The organism is Tatumella terrea, from assembly GCF_039523755.1.
Classification (GTDB): Bacteria; Pseudomonadota; Gammaproteobacteria; order Enterobacterales; family Enterobacteriaceae; genus Tatumella; species Tatumella terrea.
Genome location: NZ_BAAAFX010000021.1, coordinates 91,899 through 105,231, shown reverse-complemented (window position 1 = coordinate 105,231; position 13,333 = coordinate 91,899). Strand labels below are relative to the sequence as shown.

Here is a 13,333-nt window from a genome sequence, read left to right as displayed (position 1 = left end):
CTGGGGTCTGGGTCTGGGTCTGGGTCTGGGTCTGGGTCTGGGTCTGGGTCTGGGTCTGGGTCTGGGTCTGGGTCTGGGTCTGGGTCTGGGTCTGGGTCTGGGTCTGGGTCTGGGAGAATAAAGTATCGGTGGGCTGAGGCCGGAACACATTTTCATTACCAGTCTCTGTTTTCCGGTAACCGGGAGTATCACCGCAAGTTCAGCAGTTAATTCCGCTGAATAAGGGTCAACCCGGATTATCGGCGTCACAGGATGGCAGAGGAGAAAAACTCTTTGTTTGATCTGTGAACCAGAGGGTTTATTACAGAGGTAATAAAATTATATTTTATACCTGAAAATTAACAGGATAGATCCTGTTAATAGGATTTTTTCTGGCTGACGAATATTTCAGACAAAAATCCAGTAGTCATCCTTAACCGGAATAAGACAGACTATGAATTGCACTCAGAATAACCACCCCGACACTGAAAAAGGTAACTCATTGAAGTTTAGTTAATATCATAACCGGCAAGCTGAGTTTCGCGGTTAAACTCTGCACAGCTTATCGGTTAACATTATCTGAATTATTAATGCTGCCACGGATCATGGATATGAATAAGTTACAGACAGAACAGCTTCTGCGGAACGAAGGCTTTACCGGAAAAGAAATACTCATGCTACGCCGGCATGCAGAAAAAGAGGGAAATCCCTATTGCTGGTTATTATCTCAGCTTAAGATAAGATTTATTATTTCAATGGTGATTATCCTGATGTCTGTTGCGGGACTGATCTATAGTTTCTGCTATAACAATCAGCAAAACACCATTCTCAGTTCCGTAGCCTTTCTGTTTTTCTTTGGAATTCTGTATGTTTTTATCCCGTTAAAACCAGCCTGTAAAGCATACCGGTTTATGAAAAAACATGGTCGCTCATTATAATGAATATGGTCTGTTATGATTTTCCCGCCTTCAGCAGAAACGTCATCACAGAGTGCCTTCCCGTGGAAGTCTGCTGGCGCCCTGTATCACTTTTATTCCGGTAAGACGCGTCACCCGCCATCCGTTTTGACCTGCCGCCGCCTGACAGATGCTGGTCTGCTTAATACCCGGAGCAAACAGAGAATACAGGGTCTCATTGCAGAGACCCTGTAAAGCAGCCCTGACCGGGCTATGCCTGCCTTTCACCGGTCACCTTGCAGAGACGGTCAGGCGGTTAACTTAGCTGAAGAGCTGTGAACCAATATAGTCACCTTCAGGGGGGGCCGGCGGGACGAAAAAGATACCGGACCCGATATGTGAGATATATTCATTCAGGGCATCCGCCGCCCCGAGGCGGGTCTGCAGTGCTTCAAAGCTGGCAGGGTCTTTTTGATAGCTGATAAACAACAGTCCGGCATCCAGCATGCCCAGTTTATTAATACCGTCAGTGTAGTTATATGAACGGCGCAGGATGCGGATACCCTGATTATTCTCGTGGGCCGCCAGACTGATATGTGAGGTTACCGGGATCACCGGCGCACCCTCACTGTCCTTTTGATGAAAGTCCGGCGTATCGAACTCCTTTTCACCGCTCAGCGGGGCACCGGAGACCTTATGGCGGCCAAACACGGCATTCTGATCACTGACACGATCCGTGTCCCAGTTTTCAATATGCATTTTAATTTTGCGTACCACCTGATAGGTTCCCTGCTGCTGCCAGGCCGGTCCGCCGTCGTTGATCCAGACAAATTTTTTAAAATCTGTCGGTTCGGTCAGGTTACGGGTACCATCTTTAAAGCCAAAAAGGTTTCGGGGAGTGCTCTGATTTTTGCCTGCGGAGGCACGACCAAATCCCAGTACCGACCAGCGTGTCGCGGCCGCCCCCGTATCTTTCGCTATCCTGGCCAGGTTACGGATGGCGTGATAAGCCACCTGAGGATCATCCGCACAGGCCTGCAATGACAGATCGCCTCCGGTAAACGCCGGTTGCAGGTTATCACTCGGCAACTGCACCAGCTCGCGCATCAGCGCGGGCTTTTTGTCTGCCAGTCCGTAAGTCTCCGTGAAAATCCCCGGTCCCAGCCCGACGGTAACGGTCAGTGACGCCGGCCCCAGATCCAGGGCTTCACCGGTATCCATTCCGATACCGCTGTTCCGGACAGGCTCTACCTGACCAATGATTTCCCCTGCCATCATCTGCGCGATAGCTGCTGACCAGCGGGCCAGCAGGATCTGCAGGTCCCGCGGGTTCTGACTGGTCATATCAAACGTCATATACATCACATGACGCTGAGGTGTGGTGGTCACCCCCGCCTGTCCGCCCTTACCATAAAACGCATGTTGCCGCGAAAGATCGACCTGATCTTCAGGTTCGGCTTTCGCAACCGTCGCATTGTGTGCCGTAGCCAGGCCAGGCATGGCCAGCGCACCGGCCACCGCCCCTTTTAACAGATGACGGCGGGAGACATTCGTCTTGTCGCGCTCCGTATTCTGTTTATCTTTCATCACTCACGCGCCTCCGGCTGTGGCAACTTTTTCCGCAATTTTAGACAGCGGTTCCTGCAATGCCTGCACGGCTTTACTCAGTCTGGCCGCATCTGCCGCCTTCACTTCCGCGGTATAGTAACGGTATCCGCCGGCAATGTTACCATCGCGATAGCTGTCCAGCAGTTTGTTCACGTTAGCGAATTGCGCTTCTACCCTGCGGGTCAGATCAGGGTCAATTTTATTCAGTCCTGGTTTCAGGAATTCAAACGCCTGTTGTGCGCCTTCGACATTACCGGCAAAGTCCACCAGATCAATGTGACTGAAGGCTTCTTCTTCACCGCTGATTTTGTTGCTCTGAACTTCTTCCAGCAGATCGGCGGCACCGTTAGCCAGATCTTCCGGTTTATAGGTCAGCCCTTTGGTCAGGCTATCCAGCCGGGTGACGTTCTGCTGCAGTTCTCCCGCCAGTTTTTTAGTGTTATCGGTGATTTTACCCTCGCCGAACAGATCACGTTCAATGGCGTGGAAGCCGTGCCAGCCCACCTTAGGGTCCTGGTTAGAAGCGCGCATATCGATCAGATAATCGAGGTTACCGGCGTTATCCGTCGCTTTAAAGCCTGGCAGGACAAACCCACTGACATCCGATTCAATACGTTCATAGAACGGGCGTGCTTTGGCATACTGCGCTTTCGCTTTTTTCAGATCACCGGCATCAATATCGGCTTTCAGCTGATTCACCGCCACTACCATCGCATCCACTACGCCGTTCACGTAGGTCGCATAGCCATCCGTCCCCTGCTTCAGCAGGTCAGCTGTGCTGCCGGTCGCTTTCGCCGCACTTTTACCGGTGACGGTAAAATTGATCAGTTCCTGTTTTGCGCCAGGGCAATAAATCTGATATTTACCGCCATCCAGCGTCAGAGTAAATTTACCGGCCGGCAGTCCCGGCGCCAGGTTCTCTTTTTCACCGAGAATGCGGTTATCACTCAGCAGTTCAAGTTCCGTAATCGCAGTCGCTGTCTTGTTAACCACCGTAAACGTGACCGGGCCTGCTTTAGCGCTGGTATGGTCGACCACACAGGTGCCGCCTTCCGCACCGGTTAATGTGATATTCACCTGTGAAACGCCTTTAGCGACCGGAGCGACACCGCCCGCAGCCGTGGCGTCCAGCGACACCAGCAACAGTGCTGAAACGACAGCCGATGCCAGAACTGACTTTTTCTTTTTAAACATGGAGTTGATCATATAAGGCCCTTTACTTATGTTCAGAGAATGAAGGATGACCGGTATGCAGTGTGTCATCTGTCTTGCGTGCATCCGCAAGACGGCGCAATGCCAGCACAAAGGTAATCACCGCCATCAGTACCAGCATGATCGGTAGCTCGATAGCCAGAAACAGATGACGCTGATAAGTCTGTTGTGCTTTTTGTAAGGCACTATCTACCGCGCTGTGCCAGCTTTCCGCCAGTTGCCAGTGACATCCCGTCTGCGGCATCGCTGCGCGTACCGAAAACGTCCGCGGTGATAATAAACCGCCGCCGGAGAGCGTCATCAGGGTGGTTTCCCGGGCGGTGGCACGGTAAAGCGCATCACTGACGGTTTCAGCGTCCAGTGTGCAGTTAACACGCCAGCTGGCGTGATACGGGCCCGGATGTTGTGCCGGACCCAGCCCGACGGGAATACGGTTACCGGACAGTGCCAGCACCTGATCCAGCGTCAGGGTAGCTGGCAGATCAGTGACCGGCGGTTGAGTGCTGAGGCTCCACTGCTGCAATGTTACCCCCTGCTGTACTACCGTTTGCTGCTGATCCGCAGCGAGGATATAGGTTACGCGGGCCTGTTGCCCGGCATTGACCGCTAAACGGTAGCCCCCTGCCGACTGAGGCTGCAGTGTTACCGTCCCCCCTTCCTGCAAGGGTGCGGTGGCCGGCAGCCGGATGCTGCTGTCGGGAGTACGCCAGTGCAGGACGGCGGCGGCAACCAGTAATACGCCGGTCGTGACAAAGAGCAATTTACTGAGCCGTTTTACCCCGGGACGCAGATGACGTGGCCAGAACACCAGAACCCCCGTCAGTACGATGTAAATCCCCCACCCGCAGACCTCAAGCAGTCGTGGATCGGTCGGAATACCGAGCACCCCGGTGATTAATGCCGAGCGGACAGACCCCGGCGGGATCAGCGGGCTAAGATTAACGACACGTTGCTGACCGATATTCAGCCAGCCGGCTTCATGTCCACTGCGTAACGCACTGATAATCAGCCCTGCCGCGACGAGGATCAGAAACAACCCGGTATAACGGAAGAAACGACCAAGATTGAGTCTGACACCGCCGATATAAATGCCCCAGCCAATCGCGACCGCGAGGATCAGCCCCAGGACCGCACCGGTCGCCGCCAGAACTGCTGACTGTGCTACCGAGAAGGTCGCCAGCAGGAAAACGCTGGTTTCGAACCCTTCTTTAAGTACGGCCAGAAAGGCCATGCCGGCGAGCGCCAGTGCACTGGATTGCCGGATAGCGTCAGCCGCTTCACTTTCCAGATGACGCTTGATCTCATGGGCATGATTGTTCATCCACATCACCATGCCGGTAACAAAAAAGACCGCCACCAGACCGATCACGGCTTCCATCGCTTCCTGGCTGGCCTGCGGCAGAGCACGTTCGGTCAGGCTCAGGCCAACCCCCACCAGCAATGAGAGGGCTATCGCCAGCAGTACCCCCACCCACATGGCGTACAGGCTTTTACCGTTTTTACGTAAGAATGCGGCAATGATACCGACGATTAAGGCTGCTTCCAGCCCTTCGCGTAAGGCTATGACAAGAGTGGCTAACACCAGTGATACCCTGCCCAAATGGCATTAAATGATAATAGTAACTACTATCATTCTCATACCTGATTCAGGGTAAGTAAACATGAATTAATAATTAATTATGTAAATTTATGATACAGGCACGGTATAACCCGCGATCTCCACCATGACCTTCTTTATCGCTGGATGGCAGAAAATTCAGATGTATTTGAGTAAATGCCGGGGGATGTATGTCAGAGCATCTTTTTGACATTAGCACTGAAAATTCCGGGGTCACCATCGGCCGTATGATTAACTGCAGACCCGTTACCGGTCCGGTCGCTGACAGAGTAACGCTAACGCTGAAGCTGTTGAGTCGTTCGGGGAGAATGTTGTCTCATTGGCAAGGTTTGTGAGTAATAAACATCATGGAAACATTTCAGCGCGAAGGAAGCAGACAGCGATACTTCAGCTGCGGCTGCCCTGCCGTCCCGGACAGCGTCTGACGTGTTACGGTGGCTCTTCAAAGATAAGGCGATAACACTCTGTTGCCCCGACAGAGAAGAATGCGGAGTTGCCCCGCAGAAACTTCCGTTTGCCGCATCAACAGGCAGGGATAGCCCATGCTTTCACCCTGCTATTTCAATCCTTTCCTTCCGGAAATGTCGATCAATTCAACCTTTACACACTGTGCCACTATCCTCTGCCGGCACCTAAAAACAGGTATCGGGTTTCACTCAATCCTGTTTAGACGGGTAGATTGTGGTGCTTATTTCCACTGTTCAAAATTCAACCAGCAAGGATAGTATTTGAACAACCTTTAGCTTGTCTGCCTCTGCATACGCCATTTATCACTTTATCCGGATGCAGGGAGAAGCAGGGTTAAACCGAAGCGCCTTAAGGAACCCTGGTATCCAATTCCGCAAAAGGCGTGATAAGCATGTTCCCGCGAAAAGGTGATTATATGAGTGTATGGGATGATTTTTACAGACTTTCGGTCCTCGAAATTAAGTTTGAGAAAAACTCAGCGGCAAAAAACGCCACCATTTATGGAAACGGTAATAATCAGGTTGCTGTTGCTGTTCGTGTCACTGTGATTGGTAAGGATAATAAGCCACTGAATATCCCTTATGATGAACTCGAGGATAAAACGCACCTGATCAATTATCAGACAGGAGAAAAGTTAAACTGGCGAGGAACGCAACCTTCTTACAACCCCCCCTGGATTTACTCCGCGGTGGATAAGGGATATTCAGACCCGGTAAACTTTGGCTCTGCATTAAATGATCCACAACACGATATAAAAAACAATCCACAACCACCGACAAAAGATAATTCCTTTAATGTGATCTTCTATATTTCGGCCAGCAAGTTATCTTCCGGACTTGATATCGGTGTGGGTATAAATATTCCTGGCGTGGGTGAATTTAATACTACGGAATATGGCACCAGCACGCATAACTCACCGGGAGGAAACGGGGGTTCGGTATTTAAAGCACCGTCATTTGTTCATGTCCGGGCCCTGGAGAGCATCGACTACAGCCTGAGTAAAAATGTCAGGTTAGATAATAATACGACCTCTTTTCAATCGTTTCATACCGTCGTTGGCGATATGCTGGTTATTCATAATAACTGGGCAGGGATTACTTACAATAACTATGAAGGAACGAGCAGCAAAGCGACAGCGGTAATAAGCCCTGCACAGGAAAATTTTAAATTCATTAAAATGAATGTGTTATCCCCGACTGTCGGTGCCGGTTTCAATCTGGCCGGTGGCGGATGCGATACCGTCTGGGGAGTGGGGGGTGGAAATTATGATGCGACCTTTATCTTTGTTAACAGAAAAGAATATGGTCTGCTTGGTGATAACAGTATTCATACCCGATGCGGGGGTGAAAATTATTATTACACGATAGGCAAGAATGATTCCCGCCATTACTGGAAAGAAGATTTACCCGATGGCGTGATTACCGTGCGTATCTGTAATCACCGCACCCCGCGAAATGATGCTTATCAGCAGAACTGGTCAGACAGCGGAAAAGATATCCGTGTTCATGTGACGGATGAATATGGTAATTCGGGAACTGTCTCCATCACGGTCGACGATTCCTCCTGGCCGTCCTTACATGTTAACGCCTGAAATTAATAGAGTGCACTTCACATTACAGATTTAGTTTACCTGTCTGTAACCACGACTTTATACAAAAGAGAAATGAGGTTTATATGAACGAAAATTTCTCCACGCAGAGCGGAAATTTTATTAGCGCCCTGCAGACGGACGTTGATGTACGTACAGGTCAGTTTACTGTGAATTTCCCGGTGGCTACCCTGACCGGTAACCACCTGATGGGACCCGACGTGTCCCTGATACTCAGTTATTCTCCCCTGAATAACAACAATTACGGTTTTGGCCGTGGTTTCTCTGTCGGACTAACGCAGTTCGATAACCGCACTAACCTGCTGGAACTCAGCAATGGCGAAAAATACCGCGTAGCACCAGGTTCAGACACCGTTCGTAATCAGCGGCTCAAAAACTTTCGCTTTTCCTACACCAACGGACAGGACGATGCTGACGGCTATACCGTTATCTGGAAAGAGGGCAAACAGGAACGATTGACCTTTGTGGCAGAGAACAATTTTGTTACGACCCGGATTATCTCCCCACTGGGCCGGACACTTACGCTCGACTGGGGCTGGAGCGGTCAGTATCCACTGCTGACGCAGATCAACGATGAAACGACTCCCCTGTGCAGTATCGGGTATAACAATACCACAGAGATAATCGTCTGGCCGGACACTGACGAAGAATACCGGGTCGTGCTCGGGTTCCTCAATAACACACAGCTTGACACTCTGACCCGCCAGATTTCAGAGGACGAAAGCCTGGACTGGTATTTTAGTTACGACAACGTCGACGGCTCGCAAAACCTGTTGCTGACCGGAGTCACTTACCCGACCGGCATGACTGATGAGGTGCAATACAGTCAGATAAACGGCTTAATGTACCCGGAGGCCTACGGCATCACCGGTCGTTTGCCGGCGGTTATCACCCATATCCGTAGCCCTGGCGCAGGTCAGCCAGATACACTACGGCAATTTGCCTATACAACCGAAAATTTTCTGGGTTATAACGGAAATTTCGGTGACTGGGATCCGGACAGCGATTACATCTATACCACGCTAACGGACTACCAGTATGGCTCCACGGAAACCCTTTCAGATGGCGATACCCACGTCATCACCGAGCGAACCTACAATAACTATCACCTGCAGATCGCGGAAACCGTGACCCGTGGGAGCAGCGTACATCAGACTCTGACGACATATTACGCTCAAGAGGGATACTTCATTGATGCCCAGCCGCCTCAGTTTCAGATGCCAGCAACGCAGACGACCACCTGGACAGACACGTCACTTCCTGAGGGAGAACAGTCCCGTTCAGAAATAACCCTGACTGAGTTTGATGACCAGGGGAACCCCGTGCGCCTTAAGTCCCCTGATGGCACGACGACGGTCTATGAGTTCTATCCGGCTGAGGGTGACGGGGATAACTGCCCGCCCGCACTCTACGGTTTTGTACGTTTTCTGAAAAGTGCGGTAACCACGCCCCGCAGTAGTGATTATGATGACGCACCGCAACAAACAAAGACCTTTACCTATGGTCTGCTGGGCGATACAGATTATATTGTTCAAACCTCCCAGACCCTCTTTAGCGGGGCTGTAAAACTGTCAGTGCGCACGACCGCTTATAATACGGACAGTAAAAGTAGTGAATTTGGGCGGATCACCGCACTGGTTGACGTCAACTATGACCAGCAACAGTCCTATACCCGCCGGCAGGATTTTGTGACCCATGTCAGCAACGGTCTGATAGATCAGACGATAACGTTTACCGGCCATGACGGGCTGACCGCTACCTCCCGATGCACTCAATCTGCCTTATCCGGCCTGGTGTTCAGCGAAACGGATGCACAGAGTGTGACGACAGTGCATACCTATGATCTGCTGGGCAGACCGCTGACCAGAACGATGGCCAGTGGCACCCTTTATGAAAATACCTATCGCTGGGAATATAGTATTGATAAAAACGGTCCCGCCACCACCGGGAAAGATGCCGTCGGTAATCAGGTACGGTATCACTTTGATGGCAGTGGGCGGGATATCAGCGAGCAACGATTCGACACAGACAATACCCAACGGTGGTTTGATATTATCTCGAGGCAGTACAATGCACTGGGGCAATATCAGACCGGCGCAGGACAGGACTGGAAGACGACGGGCACAGACACACCCGAAAATTTCGTCGTGAAGGTCAGCGCCGGATATGACCATTGGGGGAACCAGTCGCAGTTGTCCTTCTCAGACCACACCCGACTACTCACGGAAACAAATCCTGTTCAGCTGGTTACCCGACAGTACTCTCAGGGCGGTGCGACAGAAAGCCAGACGGTCAGTGGCAGCACGATAACCATCCTGGATACTCAATCACAGCTTCCGGTACGTAAAGAGATGCAGGACGCCGCGGGCGCTGAACAAGGGGTGCAGAAGTATGTCTATGACGGGCTGAACCGGTTACGGGAGGAGGAAGATGAGCGTGGCAATATCACCCGGTATGACTACGATAACTTCGGCCGGGAAGCCCGTCGTGAATTAGCCGATGGCACGATAGTCGAACGGGAGTATGCCGCGCATCTCAGTGACAGCCAGGTCACCCTTATCCGGATAACCGGCCCGGACGATACCGGGGAGACACAGGCCCGGACAGTGGGCACGCGGGAATATGACAGTCTGGGCCGCCTCACGCAGGAAGCTGTCGGCGGGCGGATAACCACGTATGACTACAATGACGCTTCTCAGGTGCCATCTAAGGTGACCCTGCCATCAGGAGAGACCCTGCTTTATACCTACATTCCGGAGCTGAGTGATGCGGTGGCCAGTCTGACGGCCGGAGGACTCACACAAAAATTTGAATACGATCCCCTGACCGGTGACTTGCTGAAGGCAACAGAGGGCGATACGGAAGATGTGAACATATGGAACTGCTCAGGAAATCTTAAACAGGAACGATTCATCCGGCAGGATAACCCACGCCAGGCCGACTATATAAGCACCTTAACCGGAGAGGCGTTAGCCTATACCGATGTCACAGGCAGTCAAACCCGTTATATACACAATGAGTATGGCATGATCACGGGGATAACCGATGACAGCCTGACGGTGACTCTGGACTACGACGCCATGAAAAGGCTGACCACTCAGGTTGTGAGTGACCCTGTTGCCGGCACGTCTCTGACTACCCGACTGGCCTATGATGACTTCAACAAGGAAATTACACGCACACTGACGGATGACGCCGGCAATACACTGACCGTGGAGCAGATCTGGCTGCTGAACGGGCTGATGAGTACGCGACTGACCCGGCAGGCGGGAACAATACTGAAAGATGAACAGTATGATTATGACAGCCGCAACCGGCTGACCCGCTATACCGTCAGCGGAAGCATGCCGCCGCCGGATGCTTACGGCTATCTGCTGGCTGCCCAAACCTATCAATATGATGCACTGAACAATCTGACCGAAGTCGTCACCACTCTGGCAGACGGCACCACGGATATCGCGACATTCCATTATCAGAATAAGTGGGATCCGATGCAGCTTTCCCGGGTGACGCACACCCACCCTGCCTATCCGCAGGTCATTGATCTGCAATACGACGCCTGCGGGCGGATGATAAAAGACGAGGCGGCACGAACGCTGACCTATGACGTAACAGGGCGTCTGATCGGGATAAGTGATAATGATAAAGGTTCAGGGACTTACGGCTACGATGCGCTGAATAAGCTTATCAGCCAGCAAGTCAGCATCGGAGATACCCGCCAGCTCTATTACCGGGGAAGTGAACTGGTGAATGAAGTGCTCACAGAACAGGGGCGGGAAATCCGGCTGCTGAAAAATGGGCACAGCAGCCTGGGCATAAACGACAGTCATGGGACCACACTGACGGCCGTGGATCATAAGGATAGTCCGGTATGGTCACGTCGCGGGGCTGAAGAAGTACAACTGCACGGCTGGTCCCCCTATGGTAGCGGTGATGCTGTCAATTTACTGACCGGTTTTAATGGTGAGCGGATCGATCCGCTGAGTGGCTGTTACTCTCTGGGGAACGGCTACCGGGCCTATAATCCGGTGCTGATGCGCTTCCACTGTCCGGACAGCCTGAGCCCGTTTGACACAGGAGGGATTAACCCCTATGCCTACTGCGCGGGTGATCCCATCAACTTTACCGATCCTACCGGGCATATGAGCTGGATGGGAGGACTGGGCATAGGCCTGGGTATTCTGGGGTTACTGGGGGCAGCGGTCACGGCAGGTCTTTCGGTGACGGCGACATCCATCGCGCTAGCGTTGACGACAACACTTGAGACCGGGGCGGCAGTATCAACAGCGAATGCGGTGACAGCGGCAATAGGTTCAGCGTCGGCAATGGCGCTGACACTGGGAACTGCGGGGGTTGTCGCTGACGTGACCGGTATTGCGAGCGGCGCAGTAGAGGATAAAAACCCCCGGGAATCAGCAATATTAGGATGGGTATCACTGGGGCTGGGCGCGACCGGACTGGCGGCCGGGCTGGCGGCCGGGCTTAAAGGGGGGATAAAAAGAGTGAAGACTCAGAGGATCAAAGGCATCAGTATGGTTTTAGATCTGGAACTTAATAATGGCAAAGAGTTTCCCCGCGGGTATACCAATAGTTTCAGAGGGACAGGGGAAGATGCGTTCGTGCTTCATGGCAATGAAGAAGGTAAATTACTCGTTGGAACAAAAGTTTCTGAAAAACCTTGGGGGGGAAGATACCAGAACACCATAGATACCCGGTGGATAACGCCGGCCAGCCTGGCATCAGCCATGAAGAGCGATCTCAATGTTGATTTATATGCAGGCAGTGGAAGAACCGGGCCAGTACATTTACTCAGCTGTTATGCGAAGCAACAAGCTGCACAGGCCCTCGCGGATGAATTAGGCAGGCCTGTGATTGGATATTCTAAGAACCCGATAGCATCACCCAGTCTGAATCATATGCAAAATCCGAAATATTTTGTTAAAGCCAGTCTGAGCAACGATGACTTTCGAAGATGCTTCGGCATGGATTTGCATAGATCTGCTCCGAGGACATTTTATCCAAAGGTAGTATAACGTTGTACCGGCCCATTTTATCCGAAAATGATAAAAATCTGATAACGTTGCCAGACCATCCCCCTGAATCGGGGCGCGCTCTTAAGCGGAGTTTTCTGCAACCTGATGCAGGGGGATGTCTATGCAACGTTCACATTTACCGACAATCCGATTTACACCCGTTTAAAACAGGCCGCAGCCGGTCCCCCGTTTCTGAACAGTACAGAGAACCAGTCAACAGCTGTGGCTGTTTTTCGAAATATTCACGTTTTGAGAACAGCCAGATTCCCCCCTTCTTAAACAGGCCGCCACCGGTCCCCCGTATCTGAACAGTGCAGCAGGGGTGCCATCAACTGTGGCTAATTTTCGAAATGATGTTCGATGTCTGGCGAAACAGAGACAGCACGAATAGTGCCTGAACCAGATGACCGGCGACTTAAAAAAGATATTAAAAATAGCAAGTTAAATAATAACCCATCCGGAAGGCGAGGGTAAAAATGTGAGGATTCCATCAGACAGAACCCGGACAACGAAGCTGGAGGTAATACATGGCGAAGTCATGTCTCCTCTGACATCCAGGAGATTGCCAGCCGTTTTTCTTCACTGCCCCTAAAGGTGGCTAAGGTCTTCTGACATCTTACCGATATCCCCCGCAGGAGATCGCTAAGCGTGAAGCCCGATTGACTGAACCCCCATTGATCACTGTTCTGCAGTCTGTTGAAGCCGGTCGCACTGTGAAAGATGTCTGCCCGTGAGCCGGCGATCCACGAAACCAGCGATGACATCAGGACGCGTCACAAAGAGTGCGGAGCTCCCGCAGCCAGGCTCACAAGTCTCCGACCGTAACCTGTCGCCGAAACGTCACGGATATCCCCCGCCATTACCCGAATCCTCTCCTGTCCCTGTCCCTGTCCCTGTCCCTGTCCCTGTG

General features: G+C 51.8%; 6 protein-coding genes. 3 read left to right on the top strand and 3 right to left on the bottom strand.

The window, feature by feature from the left end; all coding sequences use genetic code 11:
* Positions 1–590: 590 nt before the first annotated feature.
* Entirely contained in the window at positions 591–917 is a 327-nt protein-coding gene (locus ABD035_RS16115) for a hypothetical protein (protein ID WP_343871151.1), read from the top strand.
* Positions 918–1,196: 279 nt separating this feature from the next.
* Here ABD035_RS16115 and efeB read toward each other — a convergent pair whose 3' ends face one another.
* Genes efeB through efeU form a run of 3 tightly spaced genes read right to left on the bottom strand, consistent with a single transcriptional unit; the run spans position 1,197 to position 5,277 of the window.
* Positions 1,197–2,462 carry an iron uptake transporter deferrochelatase/peroxidase subunit gene (efeB, locus tag ABD035_RS16110; protein ID WP_343871149.1) on the bottom strand — a complete coding sequence of 422 codons (1,266 nt, stop codon included), beginning with the start codon at positions 2,460–2,462 and terminating at the stop codon, positions 1,197–1,199.
* 3 nt (positions 2,463–2,465) lie between these two features.
* Positions 2,466–3,689: an iron uptake system protein EfeO gene (gene efeO, locus ABD035_RS16105; RefSeq protein WP_343871148.1), complete on the bottom strand. Its 1,224-nt coding sequence runs from the start codon at positions 3,687–3,689 to the stop codon at positions 2,466–2,468.
* Between the two features lie 10 nt (positions 3,690–3,699).
* Complete coding sequence (efeU, locus tag ABD035_RS16100; protein WP_343871147.1) at positions 3,700–5,277, bottom strand: iron uptake transporter permease EfeU; 1,578 nt, start codon at positions 5,275–5,277, stop codon at positions 3,700–3,702.
* Between the two features lie 919 nt (positions 5,278–6,196).
* Between efeU and ABD035_RS16095 the strand changes: the two genes are divergently transcribed.
* On the top strand, positions 6,197–7,372 hold the full coding sequence (locus tag ABD035_RS16095; protein ID WP_343871146.1) for a hypothetical protein: 1,176 nt from the start codon (positions 6,197–6,199) through the stop codon (positions 7,370–7,372).
* 83 nt (positions 7,373–7,455) lie between these two features.
* Positions 7,456–12,423 (top strand): RHS repeat domain-containing protein, encoded by a 4,968-nt coding sequence (locus tag ABD035_RS16090; RefSeq protein ID WP_343871145.1) that lies wholly within the window; start codon positions 7,456–7,458, stop codon positions 12,421–12,423.
* The last annotated feature ends 910 nt before the right edge of the window (positions 12,424–13,333 follow it).